14 protein-coding genes are annotated in these 19532 nt (G+C 71.9%); 4 read left to right on the plus strand and 10 right to left on the minus strand.

All coding sequences use genetic code 11. The features are described 5' to 3' along the window. Positions 1-180 precede the first annotated feature (180 nt). The 3 genes from LXT23_RS23255 to LXT23_RS23265 form a co-directional block, all read right to left on the minus strand. Positions 181-798, minus strand: a complete 618-nt coding sequence (locus LXT23_RS23255; protein ID WP_253982466.1) for a hypothetical protein — start codon at positions 796-798, stop codon at positions 181-183. A 165-nt stretch (positions 799-963) separates the two neighbouring features. Next, entirely contained in the window at positions 964-2997 is a 2034-nt protein-coding gene (locus LXT23_RS23260; RefSeq protein ID WP_253982467.1) for a YgiQ family radical SAM protein, read from the minus strand. Positions 2998-3112: 115 nt separating this feature from the next. Further along, positions 3113-3286 (minus strand): hypothetical protein, encoded by a 174-nt coding sequence (locus LXT23_RS23265; RefSeq protein ID WP_253982468.1) that lies wholly within the window; start codon positions 3284-3286, stop codon positions 3113-3115. A gap of 752 nt (positions 3287-4038) precedes the next feature. Here LXT23_RS23265 and LXT23_RS23270 point away from each other — a divergent pair. After that, positions 4039-7380: an AAA domain-containing protein gene (locus LXT23_RS23270; RefSeq protein WP_407692913.1), complete on the plus strand. Its 3342-nt coding sequence runs from the start codon at positions 4039-4041 to the stop codon at positions 7378-7380. 65 nt (positions 7381-7445) lie between these two features. Beyond that, positions 7446-8246 carry a hypothetical protein gene (locus LXT23_RS23275; protein WP_253982469.1) on the plus strand — a complete coding sequence of 267 codons (801 nt, stop codon included), beginning with the start codon at positions 7446-7448 and terminating at the stop codon, positions 8244-8246. Between the two features lie 54 nt (positions 8247-8300). On the opposite strand, the gene LXT23_RS23280 is transcribed toward LXT23_RS23275, so the two are convergent. The 4 genes from LXT23_RS23280 to LXT23_RS23295 form a co-directional block, all read right to left on the minus strand. Further along, positions 8301-8825: a hypothetical protein gene (locus LXT23_RS23280; RefSeq protein ID WP_253982470.1), complete on the minus strand. Its 525-nt coding sequence runs from the start codon at positions 8823-8825 to the stop codon at positions 8301-8303. A 30-nt stretch (positions 8826-8855) separates the two neighbouring features. Then, positions 8856-11789: a CHAT domain-containing protein gene (locus LXT23_RS23285; protein WP_253982471.1), complete on the minus strand. Its 2934-nt coding sequence runs from the start codon at positions 11787-11789 to the stop codon at positions 8856-8858. Beyond that, positions 11786-12358, minus strand: coding sequence for an RNA polymerase sigma factor (locus tag LXT23_RS23290; RefSeq protein ID WP_253982472.1), 573 nt, complete (start codon positions 12356-12358; stop codon positions 11786-11788). The genes LXT23_RS23285 and LXT23_RS23290 overlap by 4 nt, the downstream gene beginning before the upstream one ends. A 177-nt stretch (positions 12359-12535) precedes the next feature. Further along, positions 12536-13738: an alanyl-tRNA editing protein gene (locus LXT23_RS23295; RefSeq protein WP_253982473.1), complete on the minus strand. Its 1203-nt coding sequence runs from the start codon at positions 13736-13738 to the stop codon at positions 12536-12538. Positions 13739-13886: 148 nt separating this feature from the next. Here LXT23_RS23295 and LXT23_RS23300 point away from each other — a divergent pair, with 148 nt between their 5' ends. Beyond that, a complete protein-coding gene (locus LXT23_RS23300; RefSeq protein ID WP_253982474.1) occupies positions 13887-14540 on the plus strand; it encodes a DsbA family protein in 654 nt (217 codons plus the stop codon). Positions 14541-14568: 28 nt separating this feature from the next. On the opposite strand, the gene LXT23_RS23305 is transcribed toward LXT23_RS23300, so the two are convergent. From LXT23_RS23305 to LXT23_RS23315, 3 genes are read right to left on the minus strand one after another with little or no spacing between them, the layout of a single operon-like run. Then, positions 14569-15801: a cytochrome P450 gene (locus LXT23_RS23305; RefSeq protein WP_253982475.1), complete on the minus strand. Its 1233-nt coding sequence runs from the start codon at positions 15799-15801 to the stop codon at positions 14569-14571. Positions 15802-15823: 22 nt separating this feature from the next. Continuing rightward, positions 15824-17167: a sensor histidine kinase gene (locus LXT23_RS23310; protein WP_253982476.1), complete on the minus strand. Its 1344-nt coding sequence runs from the start codon at positions 17165-17167 to the stop codon at positions 15824-15826. After that, positions 17164-17859, minus strand: coding sequence for a response regulator (locus LXT23_RS23315; protein WP_253982477.1), 696 nt, complete (start codon positions 17857-17859; stop codon positions 17164-17166). Before LXT23_RS23315 ends, LXT23_RS23310 begins: the two co-directional genes overlap by 4 nt. Positions 17860-18475: 616 nt before the next feature. On the opposite strand from LXT23_RS23315, the gene LXT23_RS23320 reads away from it, so the two are divergent. Further along, entirely contained in the window at positions 18476-19468 is a 993-nt protein-coding gene (locus LXT23_RS23320) for a hypothetical protein (RefSeq protein ID WP_253982478.1), read from the plus strand. The last annotated feature ends 64 nt before the right edge of the window (positions 19469-19532 follow it).

Genomic DNA, 19532 nt, shown 5'->3' on the forward strand with positions numbered 1-19532 from the left:
TGGGAGCGGGAAGTACACCGCCATGGTGCCACATCGACGACTTCCGTTCCCAGGGGACGCGGTCCGGCTGGCTGCTCTCTTCGAATGGCCCCACCCGGCACGTCACCGCTTCATGGCGGCGGACGTCACCGACACGGGTGGGCTCGTGGGCACCAGGGGTGGTGCCGTCCGTGGAGCGCGTCAGTCCGCGGGCGGCGGCGCGCTGTGGTCGCAGTGCAGCAGCGACGGCGGGTCGAAGCAGGTGAACCGCTGGTTGTCGAGCCGGCACACCCCGTCGGGCGTGCTGGCGCACTGCACCTCCGCGCGCTGCGCCTTGCAGTCATAGCCGCAGGCCACCGCCTCGGAGGCATTGAGGCAGCGGGGCTGGGGCGTCCGGGCGCCGTACTGGTGGATGACGCTCTCCGGCGGGTCCCAGCAGACGAGCCGGCCGAAGTGCGTGGAGCACACGCCATACGGAGTGCTGTTGCAGGCCACCTCGCCCTGGGACAGCCGGCAGTTGTAGCCGCAGGCCACGTTGCCCCGGCTCTCCTTGCACTCGGGCCTGGCGCTCGAGCGCGGCGGGTGGTGGATGACGACGCGCGGCGGGTCCCAACAATGGACGCGGCCCGTCAGCACCTGGCACACGCCATACGGAGTCCGGGCACAGTCCGCATGTGTCCCGGTGGACCTGCACTGGTACCCGCACACCGTGCGCCCCTGTGAGGAAAGACACTCCGGCGGGGGAGGGCGGGGCACGGGCGGCTCGGCATCCTTCGTGGGGGCGGCGGCCAGCCACAGCGTCGCGAGCAGGGAGAGCATGGTAGAGGCCCGACGAATGGGCCTCCGGTTTATTCAAACCGTTTTCCCGGGCGCCGCCGTCACTTCGCGGGCGGCACGATGAAGCGCCCGTCCCCACCCAGACGCAACCGGGTGACATAGCGCTGCTGGACGTCGAAAGTGGCGCGCGCGAGCATGTCACGGCCCTCAGCGGGGCCGGGGGCCCGAACCACCAGGACGGCGGGCGCCAGGACGTCCCGGCCCACCCGGGCGAGGGCCGGAGGGCTGCCGGGAGGCCTGGGACTGCGGCTCGCGCGGGCCGTCCTCGTCATTCCGCTCGGCGCGCTGGCGGCGGGCGGCCTCGGCGGGCGTCTCCGGCGGCACCAGCGCGTGCGGGCCACGGCCGATGAGGTCCTCGCGGCCGGCCTGAATCAGCGCCTCGCGGGCCAGCGGCCAGTGCTCCGGGTTCCAGTAGAGCAGCAGCGCCTTCTGGAGCCGCTTCTCCCGAAGGCCCTGCGCCGTGTAGACGGGCTCCATCTTCAGCGGGTCCAGGCCCGAGTAGTACATGGCGGTGGCCATGGCCATGGGCGTGGGGATGAAGTCCTGCACCTGCCGGGGCCGCTTCCCGTTCTTCTTCAGCCACAGCGCCAGGTCCACCATGTCCTCCAGCGTGGAGCCCGGGTGGCCGCTGATGAAGTAGGGGATGTCGTACTGCTCCTTGCCGGCCTCCTCGCTGGCGCAGGCGAACATCTGCTGGAAGCGCTCGAAGCTCTCGATGCCCGGCTTCTTCATCTTCTCCAGCACGCGCGGGGACACGTGCTCGGGCGCCACGGACAGCTGTCCGCCCACGTGGTGCGCGGCCAGCTCCTTCACGTACTCCGGCGAGCGCTCCGCCAGGTCGTACCGCACGCCGCTGGCGATGAAGACGTGCTTGACGCCGTCCTCCTTGCGCACGTCCTGCATCAGGCTGATGAGCGGCCCGTGGTCCGTCTGGAGGTTTTCGCAGACGCCCGGGTGGACGCAGGACAGCTTGCGGCACCGCTTCTCGATGTCCTCGCTCTTGCACTTGAGCTTGTACATGTTGGCCGTGGGGCCGCCGAGGTCCGTAATCGTCCCCCGGAAGTCCCCCATCCGCCGCAGCGCGCGCACCTCGCGCAGCACGCTCTCCGCGGAGCGGCTCTGGATGACGCGGCCCTCGTGCTCCGTAATCGAGCAGAAGGTGCAGCCGCCGAAGCACCCGCGCATCAGGACGATGGAGTGCTTCACCGTCTCGTACGCGGGGATGCCCTCGTCCTTGTAGAGGGGGTGGGGGACGCGGTTGAAGGGCAAGTCGTACAGCTCGTCCATGGCCACCGAGCGCCCCTCGGTGCCGGTGTCACCCACGCCGTCCTCCAGCGGGAGCGCGGGCGGGTTCATGTAGATGGCGCGGTTGCCGTGGCGCTGCGCGAGCGGCCGCGCGTTGCCCGGGTTGGTCTCCATCTGGAAGTCGCGGCTCATCACCGCGAAGGCGCGCTTGTCCGCCACCACCGCCTCGTAGGAGGGCAGCACCACCGGCTTGCGGTCCGCGGCGCGCTTCGCCGGGTCCGCCTCCAGGGCGCGCATCTGCTCGTCGCTGATGGTGTACGCGGTGCCGCGCACGTCGCGGATGTCCTGGATGCGCTCGCCACGGCGCATCCGGTCCGCCACCTCCATGATGGGGCGCTCGCCCATGCCGAAGACGAGCAGGTCCGCCTTGGAGTCGAAGAGGATGGAGCGGCGCACCTTCTCGCTCCAGTAGTCGAAGTGGGCGATGCGGCGGAGGCTGGCCTCGATTCCGCCCAGGACGATGGGCACGTCCGGGTACGCCTCGCGGCAGCGCTGCGCATAGACGATGGTGGCGCGGTCCGGCCGGCAGTTGGTGCGGCCGCCGGGGCTGTACTGGTCCTCCGAGCGGTTCTTCTTCTGGGCCGTCAGCCGGTTGAGCATCGAGTCCAGGTTGCCGGCGGCCACCCCGAAGAAGAGGCGCGGCGGGCCCAGGGCCTTGAAGGGCTCGGCCGAGTGCCAGTCAGGCTGGGGGATGAGCCCGACCTTGAACCCCCGGCCCTCCAGGAAGCGGGCGATGAGCACCGGGCCGAAGGCCGGGTGGTCCACGTACGCGTCTCCCGTCACGATGATGATGTCGCACTGCTCCCAGCCCCGCGCCTGCATGTCGGCTCGGGTGATGGGCAGGAAGGGATGCGCGTAGCGGGTCGGAGGGGGCATGGCGTTCAGTCGGCTGCGAGTGCTTCTCCCCTAAACACCCCGGCGTCGCGGAAGCAAACCCGGCGTGGTCCGAAGTCCCGGGGTGGCAATGCCATGCCCCTCCGCCGGGCCGACTTCACTTCTTCTGCTGGTTCTGCTGCGTGGCCTGCCGGGCCGCGCTGGCGCTGTCCGGCTCGGACTCGCCGCGGCTGCGGTGGTAGGTGGGGTCCTGCTCGTTCAGCTGCTGGGAGCGGTTGTCCTTGTCTGGCTGGCTGGCGGGCGGGGAGCCCTGGTTCTTCTGCTCCGGCATGATGTGCCTCCTGAGGTGGGAAGGGAAAGGTAGGCAGGGGAGGACAGGGCGTCACCCACGGTGCAGGTAGGGCGGACGGAGGGCTTCGGTGCATTGACGGCCTCTCGCGCGTCCCCTACCTTGGCCGCCCTCTCACATGCCTCCACCTGCTCGTGCGGACAGGTCGCTGTGTGTGTGCTTCGCGGACACCCGCTCATGGCAGCCACGGCGCATCTTCCGAGCAGTGCGGATGTGGCGGCCCCGGGTGACTCGGGCACGCGCGCTCCCGGCGTTCGCGCCGGAGGGAGGCTGCGCGGCCCATGATGCGCGGGACGGATGGGGTGTGGGAGCGCGAGGGCGCGGGGCAGGGAGGCGTTTCTCCTGAGGAGGGCGCGGCGTCGCGCGAGCTCCGCATCGAGTACGACGATGCACCGGTGGAGCCTCGCGGCCCTTCGCCTCGCCCGCGCAACTCGCTCGCCGGGTTCGCTCACCGGGCGCCGCTTGCGGAAGAGCGCCCCGGGAGCGAGGACGTTTCCCAGGGGGCGACCCCATCCGCGCACGAGCGTCTCGCACGCGAGGAGGACTTCCGGAGCCCGACTCCGTTCGCGGGGGTGCCCCCGGCGCGTGGGGCGGCTCCCCAAGCCGTGAGCCCGTCCCCCGCGGAGGACGCGGGACGCAAGGGCCTTTCCCAGGCAGCAGGCGCTACCAGGGCGGAGCGTTTCGAGCCGGAGGTGGTCACCCGCTCGCCGAACCCGATGCGGGTCGTCTCGCGAATGGCGAGGGGGCGGCCCGAGGTGTCCCGGAAGGGAGGCGTGGACACGGACGGCGCGCCCGTCGTGGACCTGTCCGCGCCCGTGACGGCCAGTCAGGCCGAGCGCGAGGCCATGCAGGCCGCGGTGGCGGTGACCCGGCGCCGCGAGGCCTGGACTCCGCCCGCCTACCTTCCCGAAGACCTGCGCGAGGCCCTCATGGCCGAGCGCAGCCAGTTCCGCGCGCAGCTGCTGCAGGACGTGCGCGAGGTCAGCCTCCAGGCGCCCGGTGTCCTCTCCCTCGTCCCCCGGCCCGCGGCAGACCCTGACTGGTCCGGCGGGTCGCTCCTCGCCTTCCAGGGAGAGGAGTGCGTCTTCGGCGGAGACGTCGTCCACCTGGACTTCGAGTCGGGCCGGGTCTTCGCCTCGCCCGGACACGGCGACGACGTGGACCGCCGCGCCCTCTCCGCCGAGCGCTGGTGCTATCGGCCCTATGACTTCGCGGAGGCGCTGTGCGCGGCCGCCTCGGCATACGAGGAGCGGCAGCCCGCGCTCAACCAGGCCCTGCGCCGCGCGTCGGGAGAGGAGACCCCGCCTCCACCCTCCCCCCGGGACGCGGAGCGACTGCCGGCGGACCGGCTGTGGAGCCAGCCCTGGGGCTGCATCTGGGGCCCTCCGGGTACGGGCAAGACGACGGCCGTCGCGGACCTCATCGCCCGCTCCCTGCGCGCGTTCCCCAACGAGCGCATCCTCGCGGTGGCGCCCACCAACCGTGCCGCGGACGAGCTGGTGCTCCGCATCAGCGCGCTGCTGGAGCGCGAGCCGATTCCCCTGCGCTCCCTGCGCTGCATCTTCCGGGGCGGCACCGGCGCCAGCGACGCCCTGGCGAAGCTGCCCACCGTCGTCACGGAGGACAGCCAGAAGGGCGGCAAGCTCCGGGCGAGCATCGAGGACCGCGAGCGCGAGCTGATGCTCCAGCGGGTGCGCGGTGGCCCGGCGCATGAGCTGGCGAAGCTCCAGGCGGAGCTGCGCGGCCTGCGCGGCAAGATGAAGGACCCCACGCTGAAGGAGGCGGAGAAGGGCGACTGCCCGCTGATGGTGCTCACCGTGCACCGTGCGCTGCGCCTCGTCTCGGAGCTGGAGGGGAAGCAGACCTTCTCGCGGCTGGTGGTGGACGAGGCCGGCATGGTGACGCGCGCCGCCACCGCGGTGCTGGCGCCGCTCGCGGAGCGGGTGACACTCGCCGGAGACCCGAAGCAGATTGGCCCGGTGAGCCGCGCCGCCGAGGGGGCCGGCAAGGACACGCAGAAGTGGCTGCGCGCCAGCGGCCTGTCGCATCTGGAAGATGCGGTGAAGGACGCCTCGCGCCCGGACGTGTTGCTGCTGCGCACCCAGCACCGCATGCACCCGGACATCGCCCGGGTGGTGAGCCACTTCTGCTACGGCGGTGCGCTGGAGGACGGCGACATCGTCCTCGCCCGCGCCCAGAAGCCCGCCCCCGTGGCCTCCTTTCCCGCCACGCGCGCCGGCTGGGTGGTGCTGGACAGCCTCACGCGAGATCCTCGCCGCCTCACGCATGGCCGCGGAGAGACGGGCTCCGGCTACCAGCGGGAGCTGTCCGCGAATCTCGCGGTGTCCCTGGCGCGCGAGGCGGTGCGCTCGGGGCTCAGCGTCCTGTGCGTCACGCCGTACCGTGCCCAGGCCGCCCTGATACGCAGGCTGGGGAGCTCCGCCGGCCTGCGTGGGGACGTCTTCAGCGCGTCCACCATCCACCGCCAGCAGGGCACGCAGTATGACGTGGTGCTGGTGGACACGGTGGCGGGAGGCCGGCCCTTCCCGCCGCACACGCTGGTGCCCATGCTCAACGTGGCGGCCAGCCGCGCGCGGGACTACCTGCTGGTGCTGGCCTCGCGCGACGAGGCCCGGGCCGCCACCATCCCCCAGCGCTTCCTCACGCTGCTGCCGCGCCTGCGTGTCCTCTCCAGCGAGCCCCTGAAGCTGGAGCCGCTGCCCCTTCCACAGAAGCCGCCGCCTCCTCCTCCGCCGGCCCCCGCGGCGCCGTCCAGCCTGGGCGGCGAAATCGAAGGCGCGCGCCCGGCCCGGCCCCTCTTCACGCACGAGCAGGTGTCCCTCTTCGAGCGGCGCTTCGACGACGGGCACCACCTGGTGCGCGGCGTGGCGGGCAGTGGCAAGACGTACGTGCTGGCGCACTGGGTGGCGCGCTACCTGCTGGAGCACGACGACACGCGGGTGCTCATCTCCTTCTACAACCGGGCGCTGTCGCCGCTGGTGGACACGCTGCTCACCGACGCGCTGGTGCAGCGCGCGGGCCGCGAGCACGTGCGCGAGTTGCGCTCGCGGGTGACGGTGAAGCACGTGGGCGTGCTGCGCCGCCCGGAGCCCGGCAGCTTCGACGCCGTGTTCGTGGACGAGGCGCAGGACATGGACGCGAAGGCGCTGGCCATGCTCCACGGGCTGGTGCGGCCCCAGGTGCTGCCGGACGGCCGGGAGGTGCGCTGCTTCCAGCTGTTCATGGACGACTCGCAGAACGTCTACGGACAGATTCCCATCGACATGCTCAAGGAGCAGCTCCCGGAGGGGCTGTCCTTCCGCGGCCGCACCCGCGTGTTGAAGGAGACGTTCCGCGCCACCCGCGACATCCTCGACGTGGCCTTCAACGTGGTGCTGGACCCGCTGCGCCAGCACCAGGTCAGCGAGCCGGGCATGCGCGAGTACATGAAGGTGGGGGAGCTGGCCCGGGAGGGGCTCCTCTGGCTGCCGGAGGAGACGCTGGAGGGCCTCTTCCGCGTCCAGTCCACCGAGCGCGGCGGCGTGCTGCCGCAGGTGCGCGGCTTCGCCTCCAGCGCCAGCGAGGCGCGGCAGGTGGCGAAGGAGATTGCCCGGCTCATCCGCGAGGAGGGTGTGCACCCCGGCGACATCCTGGTGGTGGCCCCCGTCATGCCCTCGCAGTACACCGAAGCGCTCACCCGGGCCGGGGTGCCCGCCCAGGCCTATGGGGGCAAGGGCGGAAGGGACGTGGCGGACTTCCGCGTCAGCGGCGTGGACCACGTGCGCGCCACCACCGTCTTCTCGTGCAAGGGCCACGAGTGCCCCATCGTCTTCTTCGCGGGCCTGGACGCGCTGGACACCGTGGAGCACTGGATGGCCGGCGCCCGGGAGCGCTCCGCCCGGGAAATCGAGCGCATCCGCCGCGCCATGTTCTACGTGGGCTCCACCCGCGCCATGAAGCGGCAGTACCTCACGGGCGTCCGCGGCGCCCGCTTCCTCCGCGTGGCCACCACCTACGTGGAGACGCTCGCCGGGCTGCTTCCCTCCGCGGCCCCGCCGGGCGCCGAGAAGGCATAGGCCGGCCGGGCGAAGGAAGCGGGTGGGGGCCGTTCTCCCATCGGGCTCTGACGCGGAGGACTGCCTTGCCCTCCATCCACGGAAGGACCGCGGCGCACTACGACAACCCGCACCGTCACCAGACGCTCGCGGGCGCCACCCTCGTCTTCTATGGCACTGGCGCCTCGCATCCCCCCGCGCCCTCCTCGGGTAGCACCCGGCTGGGGTGGCGCGCGCTCGACGTGCTGCCCGCCGGAGCGCTGGGCCGCGCCACCGTCGGACCGGAGGGCCGCTACTCCCTGGTGCTGGAGCACTACGAGGGCGGCCCGCTGCTCGTGGCGCTCGACGTGAAGAAGCTCGAGGCCGCGCCGGAGCCGGGGACAGGGGCGCGGGGCCTGCTGGGTGTGGCCTGGCCCCGGAAGGCCGCGGAGGCATGGATGCTGGACGTGGAGCTGCCGCACCCGGCGTACTGCGCCCTGCTGGGCGCGCTGGACCTGTGGCTCGTCGCGGGCCGGGTCACCGACTGCGCGCGCGAGCCCCGGCCCCTGGTGGGCGGACACGTCACGGCGTGGGGGGGCGACGCGGCGCCGGAGGAGGCCCTGGGCGCCGCGCTCACGGATGCGACGGGCAGCTTCGAGGTCTTCTTCCCCGGCTCCGCCTTCCGCCGCGTCCCCGTGCTGCCGCCGCCCTTCGACGCCATCCTCCCGAATGAGCTGGTCGGCGGGCCGGACGTCTTCTTCCAGGTGTGGCAGGGCAGCGAGCGGGTGCTGGACGAGCCGCGCACGCGTGGCCGTGAGCGGGACCGGGAGAACCGCCGGAACTGCACCTATCTGGAACTGTGCGTCGCGCCACCGTTCCAGGGCCTGCTCGCACAGCGGAGCCGGTGACGCTGCGAGTGAGCACCCCCGGCGTCCTCTCGGTGCCGGGGGCGCTCCAGGGCGCTACCGGGGCCGCTGCTGGCCCACCTGCACGGCGATGTCGACCTTGCTGAGGTGCGCCGCCTCGAGGAGCTTCAGGGCGTACAGCTTGACGAACTGCTCGGTCCGCTCGAGGCGCAGCTTCAGGTCCCTGATGGGGTTGGGGTCGCCCGTCGTCTCATGCTTGGGGTCGGACGCGCGCACCAGACAATGCTCTTCGGTCAACTCCGCCGGAGGGCAGTCGATGATGGTGGTCGAGCTCACCGTCCGCGGGGCGACGGCGGCCGCCGCCTGTACCGACTTCTCGGAGTCCGCCTCCTGGGCCGCCTGCATGGCCTGCTTCCCGTCCCTGCGGTCCAGGATGCGGTTGGCGATGGGGTCCACCAGGAAGGTGGAGATGATGCCGGGGTTGTTCGCGTCCTGGAGGGTGATGCGGACCAGCGTCCCCTTCGGGATGTCTTGTGAAGGGTTCCAGTCCGGCTCACGGGTGTTGCGCCAGCAGGCCGACAGCGCGAGCAGACAGGACAGGGGCAGGAGGATTCTCTTCATGGGGTGTGGGGCTCCGGGATGTGGGTGGGACTACTCGAAGAGCAGCACCTGCTGCACCCACGTGCTTCCGCGGCGCTGCAGCCAGTCCTGCCGTTCGTTGCGAAGGGCCAGGGCGGCGGGCTCTCCGCGCCGGATGCGGGCAAGCACCGGCTCGAAGAAGGCTGCCGCCTCGGCATCAGGAATCTCCTGGGTGGCCGCCAGAACGGCGCGCGCGCCTGACTCGATGAAGGCCAGGGGCAACCCCAGGTTCTCGTGGATATAGGCCGTGGTGTGGGCGGCGTAGCAGGCGGCGAGCAGCACCACCGGATGTCCCTGGAGGCGCTGCCCGCGCAGGTCCCCCAGGGTGAGCGCGAAGCGCCCCGTGTCCGCCGTGGGGGAGAGCACCAGCACCGAGGCATCCGCCACGCCCGGGTCGATGATGCCATGGGCATGTATCTGCACCTCGGTGGCGTCTCGCATGGCCTCCAGCACCCGCGGGGGCGTGGCCGCCGTGCCACGCAGCACGGTGAGCCCCTCGGCCAGCGGGGGCGTGGCCGTCCAGCCTCGCAGCGCGGGCAGGCGCAGCGACGCGGGGGCCAGCACGTCGGTGACGACCAGGCGGCGCTCCGCCGCCTCGGGAGCCACCCGGGACGTCGACGGAGGGCCGACACGGTAGGACCAGGCCAGCTCCGCCGGCAGCAGCCCGGCCTGGCCCTGGACGGGCGGACGCGCCAGGACATCCACGCTCGGACAGGCGCGCAGGGCCTCCACCACCGCTGAGGGCACCAGTCCCTCGACTCCCTCGAGCGGCGTCTTCCGGGCGGCGTCGTAGTGGCCGGTGAGGCGGCCCCCGGCGTCGCGGGCGACGATGAGGGTGCGCTCGTCGTCCACGGTGACGCCCAGCACACACCGGGACGGGACGGGCAGGGCGCGCTCCTCGGCGAAGAGGGCCAGCCCCTGCTCGTGCTCGCCGTGCCGGCCCGCGTCGAGGATGAGCGAGGTGTAGCTGTAGACGCGGGCCTTGCGCGCGCTCACGTCGGACTCCGGCAGCTTCGCGACCTCGGCCAGCGTCTGGCGCAGCAGGGCCTGGCCCTTCTGGCGGTCCTGCTCGATGAAGAAGCGCCCCTCGAAGTGGCGATACAGGGCCTCGTCGCCGGGCTCCTTCGTACCGGCGGCGCGCAGCGACTTCAACGCCTCCACCAGTTGCTGGGTGTCGTCGGGGCGGTGCTGGGGCGTGCGGGCCAGCTCCGCGAGCAGGGAGATGCGGGCCATGGACGGCTGCTGGCCGCACTGCGCGGCGCGGTCCAACTGCTGGCGGGCGCCCTCGAAGTCCAGGGCCCGGTGATGGGCGATGGCGAGGTTGGTGAGGGCCAGCTCGGCGTCGGCGCAGCTCTCGGGAGTCTGGGAGAGGAGCTCCTCCATGTAGGCGCGCGCCATGACCAGGTCGTTCCGGGCGCGGGCCAATTGTCCCAGGTCCTGGAGGACGTTGCGCCGCGTGCCCCACTCCTGGCTGCTCCGGGCCTGCTCGAGGACGCGCACGAAGTGCGCCTGGGCCTCGACGGGGCGGTGCAGGCGCACGTTCACCAACCCCAGCTCACGCCGCAGCAGCATGCAGCGGTAGGCCTGCTTCGAGCCCTCCCCGCACAGTGACTCCGCCGCCTGGAGCCGCTCCAGCGCCTGGTAGGGCTCGTCGCGCAGGGCCTCCGCCTTGGCCTGGCGCTCCTCGGCGAGCAGCGCGAACCACGGGTCCTTCGTGGCCAGCGCCAGGGTGCGGTACTCCTCCAGGTGCTTGCGCGCGTCCAGGTACGCCAGCGCCCCCAGGAGGATGTCGTCCTGCCGGGCCTCGCGCAGTCGTGCGAGGAACTGCTCCAGCTCCGCGCCCTTCAGCTCGCTCCGGGTGAGCCGCACGTAGTCCCGGGCCAGCGGCGCGCGCACGCGGAAGTCCTGCCGGGCGGCGCGGCCCAGTGCGTCCTCGAGGTGATGCGTCCCCAGCTTCCGGTCGAGCCGCGCCACCAGGGGGCGCAGGGCCTCCACGCGCTCGGGCGAGGCCCCCGTGCGCAGGGCGTTGTAGAGGCACACCTGCGCCATGCCGGGCAGGGCGTCCACCTGCGCCGGGGAGAGGGGCTCGCCTCCCTCCACCATGCGCTGGCAGTCCTTGCGCATGCCCTTCCAGTCCTTGCGCTCCGCCTCCGCCGCCTCCCGCAGCTGCCTGGCGCGCTGGGCCGCCTCGTCGCCCCAGCCCGGCTCCTTGAGCGCCGCCACCTGGTCGAAGGACTCCGCCGCCTGGAGCGACAGGCCGAGCGCCTGCAGCGCGAGCCCCCGGTTCCAGAGCGCCTGCGGGTGCCGGGGGTGCTCCTTCGTCACGCGCTCCAGCAGCGCCAGCGCGGCCTCCCAGTCCTGGCGCTGCATGGCCAGCACGGCCCGGTCCGTGTCCACGTCCGGCGAGGAGGGCAGCTTGTCGAGGAAGGCGGAGGCCTGCGCCAGGTCTCCGCGCAGCAGGAAGGCCATGGCGATGCCACGGTGGTCCCCGGCCTCCTCCAGCCGCGCCATCTCTCGCAGGGCCAGTGGCGGTGGCTTCGCGCCGCCGCTGCGCATCACCTCATGGGGCCGGTGCTGGTCGGCCACCGGGTACGTCACCCGCGCCTCCAGCGGACGCGTGGGCGCGTGGGCGAGCCACAGCTCGGGCGCGCCGGGCGCCGGGGCCGTGCGTGACACCACCACGAGCGTGGCGAGGCCCGCCGCCAGCGCGAGGGGCACCGCCATGAGCCAGGTCTTGTGACGCCAGGCGGACCGCGCGGGGAGGGGGGCCGGCTCGCGCTGGGGGGCCCCCAGCGCGTCGTCGGCGAGCAACTCCATGGCGAGCAGCTCCTTCATCCGCGCCTCGCACGCGTCGCAGCGGGTGAGGTGGTGGCGGAAGTTCTCCGCCTCCACCGGTGCCAGCTCCCCGTCGACGAAGAGCTCCAGCCTGCCGCAGAGCTCGCTCATGATTCGACCGTGCCTTCCCGCGAGGACCGGTCCGGCGCCAGCAGCTCACGCAGGGCCTGCCGCGCCTCGGAGAGCCACCGCCCCACCGTCCCCTCGGGCGCGCTCAGTTGCTGGGCAATGGCCCGGTAGCGCAGCCCGGAGGCGTGCAGCTTGTAGGCCTCGCGCAGGTGCGGCGGCCGCAGCTGGTCGATGGCCTTCTGGAAGTCGTCCCGTGACACCTGCTCCCACTGCTCCAACGGCACCGGCTCTCCCGTCATGTCACCCTGCACGACGCGCAGCGCGGGCGCGCCGAGCACCTCGGTGCGCCGCCGCCGGCAGTGGTCCAGGAAGCGGTTGCTCAGCGTGGTGCTCAGCCACACGCTCACCGCCCCCGCGTTCTCCCCCGCCAGCTTGTCGAAGTGGCGGTACGCGCGCTCCAGCGTCTCCTGGACCAGGTCCTCCGGGTCGATGGTTCCCCCGGCGCACAGCCGCCGGGCGACCTTCAGAAGGACGGGCCGTCTCGCACGGGTGAACTCGTCGAACTGGCGGTGCTGCCCTTCATCCATCGTCGCGCCGCCCCTTGCTGCCATCTTCTCATGTGTTTCCACGCGTGGAGCGCCCCCTGCGCACGGAGAAAACGCGCTTCGGGCAATCCCTTCGGGGAAATCGTATTTTGCGCTGCGTCAGGGGCGACGGCCAGAGGATTTCACGCGGGGTGAGGGGCGCACCCGGGGCGGGAGGTAGGCGGATGGCGCCGCCGGGGGGGCTCAGGGGCTCAGCGAGGCCACCAGGGCCGGCCAGTCGGTGCCGGGGGGGAGGCGGCCCTCGGCGTGCTCGGGGCGGCCCCCGCCCCGGCCTCCCGCGGCCTCGGCGGCCCGCTTGAGGAAGGCGCCGCAGCCGAAGGTGGCGCTGGCGCCACGGGCAATGAGGACGGGCATGCCTTCCGGGACACGGCCGGCGAGCAGCACCACGGCCTCCGGCCGGGAGGTGAGGCGCGCGGCCACGGCGCGCAGCTGCTCGGGCCCGGCGCCGTCGAGCACCGCCACCACGCGCTTGTCCGGGGACGCCTCCAGTGCGGCGGCCAGCGCTCCCGCGGTGTGCTCGGCCAGGCGCGCGCGGGCGGCGCCCAGCGCCTCGCGGGCCTCGGTCAGCTCGCGGCGCAGCTTGTCCACGGCGGCCGGCACCTCCATGGCGCCACAGGTGAAGGCGCGGCCCATGGCGCGCAGCGTGCCGGCCTCGTCCCACAGCTCGCGCCGGGCGCGCGGGCCCGCGGAGAAGAGGACGCGGCCCTTGCCCTTGTAGCGCTCCACGCCGAGCACCCGCACCAGGCCCACCTGCGCCGAGCGCGTGCAGTGCGTGCCACCGCAGGGGGACACGTCGAAGTCGCCAATCTGGATGACGCGGATGTTGTCGGTCACCTTGGGGGCGCGGCGCAGGGGCAGCGCGGCCAGCTCCTCGGGCGTGGGGAAGAAGGCCCGGATGGGGATGTCCTCGTCGATGATGGCGTTGACGAGCGTCTCCGCCTCGGCCACCTGGCACTCGTCCAGGGTGTCCTGGTCCGTGTCGATGGTGCACAGCGTCTCGCCCAGGCGCGAGGACACGGTGGCCGCCCCGGCCACGTCCACCAGCGCGCGAGACAGCATGTGCTGGCCGGTGTGCAGCGCCATGTTGGCCCGGCGGCGCAGCTTCTCCACCTCGCCCGTCAGCTCGGTGCCGGGAGCCGGGAGCGCACCGCCCTCGGGGACGTCCAGCAGGTGATGGACGGTGCCGGCGTCATCCACCTGCACGTCGCGCACGGGCAGGCCGCCGAGCACGCCCCTATCTCCCATCTGCCCACCGGCCTCCGGATAGAAGGCGGTGCGCTCGAGGACGACGGAGGGCGCACCGCTCCAGGCGCCGTGGGCGACGACGCGGGCGGTGAAGCGCAGCAGGAAGGGGTCGGCGTGGTAGAGGCGCTCTGTGGAGTGCATGACGTGGGAAGGGATAACACGGGCTCGCTGAAACCCGCGCGCGGCTCGTGTCACTCCTCCTTGCGCGGGAGAGAAGGCCCCGCGCCGCCGGCCCCCCGAGCGGGAGGCCTGGCGCTCCAGCTCCCATCCAGCCAAGGAAGGTCCTCCCATGAAGCTCGTGGTCTCCATTGCCATGTCCGCAGGTGCCCTGCTGCTGCTCTCCGCGCCGGTGCTCGCCGGCGACAAGCACAAGTCCTGTGAAGGCAAGCCCTGCGCGAAGACGCAGGCCGCCACCGAGAGCAAGCTGCTCGCCGCCACGCCGCGCGCGGAGGCGCCTTCACTCGGGCCCCGCGACGCGCCGGTGACGGTGGAGGTGTGGTCGGACTTCCAGTGCCCGTTCTGCGCGAGGGGCGCCTCGCTCGTCGACGAGCTGCGCGAGAAGTATGGCGACAAGGTGCGCATCGTCTTCCGTCACCAGCCGCTGCCCACCCACGACAACGCGCGGCTGGCCGCCATCGCCACCATGGCCGCGCACGAGCAGGGGAAGTTCTGGGAGATGCACGACGTGCTCTTCGACAACCAGCGCTCCCTGGAGCGCGAGTCGCTGGAGAAGTACGCGCGGCAGCTGGGCCTGGACCTGGCCCGCTTCCGCAAGGCGCTGGAGAGCAGCGCGCTGGCGAACTACGTGGACACGGAGGTGGTGGAGGCGCAGCGGCGCGGCATCGCCGGCACGCCCACCTTCTTCATCAACGGCAAGGCGGTGATGGGCGCGCGGCCGCTGGCGGACTTCGCCCAGGTCATCGACGCCGAGCTGAAGCACTGAGCGCGCCCGAGCCCCGCGGCCCGGCCTCTCAGGCCGGCTCCCACTCGGCGTGGAGCTGCCGCGGGCCCCGGTGCAGGAAGTTGGGCAGGTAGACGACGGCGTTGCCCGGTGCCAGGCGCAGGCCGGGCAGCCGCTCCAGGAGCAGCTCCAGCGCGATACGGACCTCCATGCGGGCCAGCGGGGCGCCGATGCAGTAGTGGATGCCCAGCCCGAAGCCCAGGTGCCGGCCCACGTCCGGGCGACGTGGGTCGGCGCGGTCCGGCGCGTGGAAGGCGGCGGCGTCGCGGTTGGCGGAGGCGTACAGGATGAGCAGCCGCGCGCCCTCGGGCACCTCCTCGCCGCCAAGAGTCAGCGCGCGGCGCGTGGTGCGCATCATCCCCTGCACGGGCGAGTCCAGCCGCAGCGCCTCTTCGATGGCGGCGGGGATGAGGCTCGGGTCCTCCCGCAGGCCGCGCAGGCGCTCCGGCTCCTTCAACAGCATCACCAGCGTGTTGCCCAGCAGGTTGGCTGTCGTCTCGTGCCCGGCGAAGTGCAGCATGGACAGCAGGCTGATGAGCTCCACGTCGCTCAGCGGGGGCGTGTCCTCGTGGCGCGCCTCGATGAGCGCGCTGATGAGGTCGTCCTTCGGCGCGCGCCGCCGCTCGGCGATGTGGCCCGCGAGGTACTTCTGGACGGCCACCAGGCCGCGGGCGCACTCCACCTGCCGGGGCACCGGAGCATTTCCCGCGGACAGGGTGGACAGGTCCTCCGTCCAGGCCTTGAGCCGCTCCAGGTCCGAGTCCGGCAGCCCGAGGATGGCGCCGATGACTCGCGCGGGCAGGGGGAAGGCCAGCTTCTCCACGAGGTCCGCCCGGCCGGTGCGCGCGAAGGCGTCCACCAGCTCCGCGGCGATGGCTCGCACGCGGGGCTCCATGGCGGAGACGCGGTGGGGCGCCAGGGCCTTGGTGACGATGACGCGCATCCGCGTGTGGTTGGGCGGGTCGTCGTCCACGAGCGCCGGCACCTGGGGGTAGCCCTGCGCCAGCACCGCCAGCACCTCGGGCGCAGGGGGGACGGGGTTGCGGAAGGCGTTTGCGGACAGGAAGTCGCCCGGGTTGAGCAGCACCGTCTTCACGTCCTCGTAGCGGGAGACCACCCACAGGTGCAGCTGCTCGCTGAACTGGACGGGGGCCTCCTGGCGAAGGCGCGCGTAGAGCGGATACGGGTCTTCTACGTACCGGGGCTCGAAGCGGCTGGAGAAGGCGGGGGGAGGCGTCGACATGGCCGACAGCCTACCCGGGCGCTCACAACACGTCCCGCGGGGGCTTCTTGAGAAGGCTGGCGGTGTCGGACAGCCCCAGCTCCAGCGGAGGAATCCGCGGCAGGCGGATGGTGAAGGTGGTCCCCTGGCCCGGGGCGGTGTCCACGGTGATGACGCCCCGGTGCGCGGTGACGATGCCGTGCACCACGGCCAGGCCCATGCCTGTGCCCTCGCCCTCGGGCTTGGTGGTGAAGAAGGGCTCGAACACCTTCGCACGCACCTCGGGGGACATGCCCACGCCGGAGTCGCGCACCGACAGCAGCGCCTCTTCGCCCTCCATCCACGTGGACACGGCGATGCGCCCGCCTTCGGGCATGGCCTGCGCCGCATTCATCAGGAGATTGACGACCACCTGGGCAATCTGCCCGGGGTGGCCGAGCAGGTGGGGTATCTCCTTCAGCTCCAGGACGGCGTCACACTGGGGGCCCAGCTGGCCGCGGGCGATGCGCAGCGCGACGGCCACCTCCTGGTTGAGGTCGTACTCCACCATCGCCTCCGGGTCCCCGCGCGCGAAGCGGCGCAGGTCCGCGACGATGGCCGTCACCCGGCGGATGCCGTCCAGCGTGGCCGGCAGCACGTCCTCCACGTACTCGTGAAGCACCGGCGGCAGCTCCCGGCACCCCCGGAGGTCCAGGAGGAGGGAGTTGACGTTGCTCTTCACGTAGCTCATCGGGTTGTTGATTTCGTGCGCCACGCCGGCCGCCAGCATGCCCAGGCTGGTGAGCCGCTCCTGCTCGCGGGCCCGCTGGTGGGCCAGGTCGAGCTGCTCGTGCGCCCGCGCCAGCTCCTCGTGCTGCTGCGCCAGGCTGCGCAGCGCCTGGTGGGTGAGGAAGACGCGCCCCTCGGAGATGAGGTAGGTGAGCAGCGAGACCAGGACGAAGCAGGCGGGTATCAGCGGCGGGCAGCCATCCACCAGGGCCACGCCCGCCACCAGCGCGAGCATCAACCCCAGGCGAAGGCGCGCGCGCGGGTCCACGAAGCGGTCCACCCAGAGCGCGTTGAGGGGCAGGTACAGCCACATGGGCAGCGCCCAGTCACTGGCCAGGCCATAGAAGACATTGGCCAGCATGTTCACCGTGAACCGCAAGGACTCGGCGGTGCGGGTGTGCTGGGAGAAGAAGCGCTGCGCGAGCACCTGGTTGAAGGCGGTGACCGCGATGAACACCGCGGTCATCATGGCGATGCGCGTCCACTGGCCCCAGATGCTGGAGACGAGCAGCAGGTGGATTAAGATGCAGGCCACCAGCGTGACGCGCTTGAGCCGGATGTTCACCCACGTCGTGTCGGCTTCCGGGTCAACGGGCGTCACGGCCTGCCGCTGCTTCATGCGTTGCCTACACCCGGCCGTTCCGACGTCGCCGCCACTTCCGTGCGCACGGGCAGCTCCAGCCGAAGCCGCTGGGGACCTCCGACTTCCGCCACGAAGGACAGCCGCCCGCCGTAGCGCTCCAGCAGGCCGCCCACCATCTTCAGGCTGTCCGCGGCCAGCACGCCCGCGAAGCGCTCGATGATGGAGAGGGCCTGCTCGGCCGGAAAGGCGGGGTCCGCCATCTGGACCTTCAGCACCATGGAGGCGTCGGACATCCCCACCTCCGCGCTCACGCCCTGCGGCGCCGCGCGGAAGGGGGCATATAACTGCGCCAGCGTCTCTCGCTGACGCAGCAGGCCGGTGAGGTACGTCACCAGCTCCGCGTCATCCCACGGCTTGCTGATGAAGCGGCAGATCTCCCCTTCGTTGACGGACGCCACCACCGACTTGAAGTCCGCGTAGCCGGAGATGATGAGCCGCAGCGCCAGCGGGTGGCTGCGCTTGACGCGCTGGAGCAGCTCGCTGCCGGTCATCCCCGGCATCCGGAAGTCCGTCAGGACGATGTCCGGGCTGAACTCCTTGAGCCGCTCCAGGGCCTCGTTGCCACTGAAGGCCACCTGGACCTCGAAGCCTTCTCTCCGGAACAAGCGTCGCAGGGCGTGTGCCACCTGCGGCTCGTCGTCCACCACCAGCAGCTTGAAAGCTTCCATGACAGCGTCGGCTCCTATGGGCGGCCACTGTAACGGAGGCCCGTTCGATTTGCCCTGGGTCTGTAACAGAGGCGACGGGTCATACTCGCCCCGCCTGTGACGTGGATGCACGGCGCGGCCCCACGAGGCTCCAGTGGTCGGGAAGCAGGGGAGCGGGCGGTGTGTCGGTTCTTCTGAAGGAGCGTTCGCGCGGTGTCTTCTCGTTCATCGGGGAAGGCGCGGCTTCGCGGAGGGGTGCTCAGAGATGCCGTAGGGGCGGGGGACACGGGCGAGATTGATGCACAGGCGCAGCTCCCACTTGAGTGGGAGCAGACCGTGGGCCTGGGATGAGGGCCGCAGCTCCCACTTGAGTGGGAGCTGGAGTCGGGGCCGCTTGCTCCCACTTGAGTGGGAGCAACCCGTTTGGACACCAAGGTGTGCGGGAGGGCAGCTCCCACTTGAGTGGGAGCAACACGGTTGCCGACCGTCTCGCGAATGGGACGGTACGGCCCTCTTCAAGACCGTCTCCTTGCAACGCTCGCCTGTAAGCAGGCGTAACCACACGTCTCGGGCCCTGGCCCTGTGCCTGCTTTCCCGAAGGCCGTCGCAATCACGCGGCACACCTGAGAAAGCCACCATGGAAATCGAAACCAGCAGCGCTGTTGCCCCCACGCTCGACCTGTCCCTGGAGCAGGTTCACAAGCGCATCATGAAGTTGGTGGAGCAGGGGCATCGCAACGCGTACCAGATTGGCCGGCTCTACAACTACGTCGTGGACAGCGAACTGGCCCAGAAGGGCGGCTTCAAGAATGCCCAGGACTTCTTCCGGCAGAGTGTGAAGGGACTTGGGCAGTCGGTGCTGACGAGGAACGGCGCGGTTGCCCGCGCCTTCTCCGAAACGGTCGCCCTGAAGTACGGCATCAGCAACCTCTACACGCTGATGACGTACGCGAAGCTGGCCGGCCTCACGCTGGAGCCGAGCGACCCGGGCGCCACCGCGGTGGCGGTGCCCCAGCAGGACGGCACGTTGTTGAACAAGTCATTCGCGGACTGCTCCGTGGAAGAGCTGCAGGGGGCGGTGAATCACCGGCGGACGCCCCCGGTTCCCCTGCCCGAAAAGGACGCGGCCCGCGTGCAGCACTATCGGGACAATCTGCAGCGCCACTTCACGGACAAGCTCGGCATTCGCGTGGACGCCCGCAGCCACATGGGGGAGTTGCTCATCACCCTCCGCGACATCCCCGAGAAGGAGATGCGGCGGCTGGCCGCGGCATTGGTGGACGAGCCCGTCCAGCACGAGGAGGAGGTGCAGGCCCCGGTCTCCAGCAACAGCCCCGCCCCGTCGCCAATGGCGCCCACGCCGGAAGCGGCGCGCGCGGAGGCGCCTTCGGCTCCCGCCACCCCGGTGGCGCGGACCGCGGCGAACGACACCCCTGCCTTCGCGTCGGCTCCTCCGATGGAGCCCGTGCGAGACGCCGCGCACAATGACACTCCCACCGCGCCGCCCGGCCTCTCGGCCGTGCCCATGGGAGCCGGTCCGGGGCCCTCGGCGGGCACCCCCGCCCAGGGGGGACCGCGTAACAAGGCGCCAGGGCTGAGCGGCTTCCTCCGACGCATGACGGGGGGCTGACGTCCGGGGCCCACGTCTCATGGGGGGCAGGCGCGAGACATGCCACCTGCGCACCTTCCCCCGT

Source organism: Pyxidicoccus xibeiensis (genome assembly GCF_024198175.1).
GTDB lineage: Bacteria > Myxococcota > Myxococcia > Myxococcales > Myxococcaceae > Myxococcus > Myxococcus xibeiensis.

What these genes read in the sequence shown, in the direction of transcription:
- LXT23_RS23255 (WP_253982466.1), bottom strand. Translation starts at nt 798, where the DNA reads ATGCTCTCCCTGCTCGCGACGCTGTGGCTGGCCGCCGCCCCCACGAAG.
- LXT23_RS23260 (WP_253982467.1), bottom strand. Translation starts at nt 2,997, where the DNA reads ATGCCCCCTCCGACCCGCTACGCGCATCCCTTCCTGCCCATCACCCGA.
- LXT23_RS23265 (WP_253982468.1), bottom strand. Translation starts at nt 3,286, where the DNA reads ATGCCGGAGCAGAAGAACCAGGGCTCCCCGCCCGCCAGCCAGCCAGAC.
- LXT23_RS23270 (WP_407692913.1), top strand. Translation starts at nt 4,039, where the DNA reads ATGGCGAGGGGGCGGCCCGAGGTGTCCCGGAAGGGAGGCGTGGACACG.
- LXT23_RS23280 (WP_253982470.1), bottom strand. Translation starts at nt 8,825, where the DNA reads ATGAAGAGAATCCTCCTGCCCCTGTCCTGTCTGCTCGCGCTGTCGGCC.
- LXT23_RS23285 (WP_253982471.1), bottom strand. Translation starts at nt 11,789, where the DNA reads ATGAGCGAGCTCTGCGGCAGGCTGGAGCTCTTCGTCGACGGGGAGCTG.
- LXT23_RS23290 (WP_253982472.1), bottom strand. Translation starts at nt 12,358, where the DNA reads ATGGCAGCAAGGGGCGGCGCGACGATGGATGAAGGGCAGCACCGCCAG.
- LXT23_RS23295 (WP_253982473.1), bottom strand. Translation starts at nt 13,738, where the DNA reads ATGCACTCCACAGAGCGCCTCTACCACGCCGACCCCTTCCTGCTGCGC.
- LXT23_RS23300 (WP_253982474.1), top strand. Translation starts at nt 13,887, where the DNA reads ATGAAGCTCGTGGTCTCCATTGCCATGTCCGCAGGTGCCCTGCTGCTG.
- LXT23_RS23305 (WP_253982475.1), bottom strand. Translation starts at nt 15,801, where the DNA reads ATGTCGACGCCTCCCCCCGCCTTCTCCAGCCGCTTCGAGCCCCGGTAC.
- LXT23_RS23310 (WP_253982476.1), bottom strand. Translation starts at nt 17,167, where the DNA reads ATGAAGCAGCGGCAGGCCGTGACGCCCGTTGACCCGGAAGCCGACACG.
- LXT23_RS23315 (WP_253982477.1), bottom strand. Translation starts at nt 17,859, where the DNA reads ATGGAAGCTTTCAAGCTGCTGGTGGTGGACGACGAGCCGCAGGTGGCA.
- LXT23_RS23320 (WP_253982478.1), top strand. Translation starts at nt 18,476, where the DNA reads ATGGAAATCGAAACCAGCAGCGCTGTTGCCCCCACGCTCGACCTGTCC.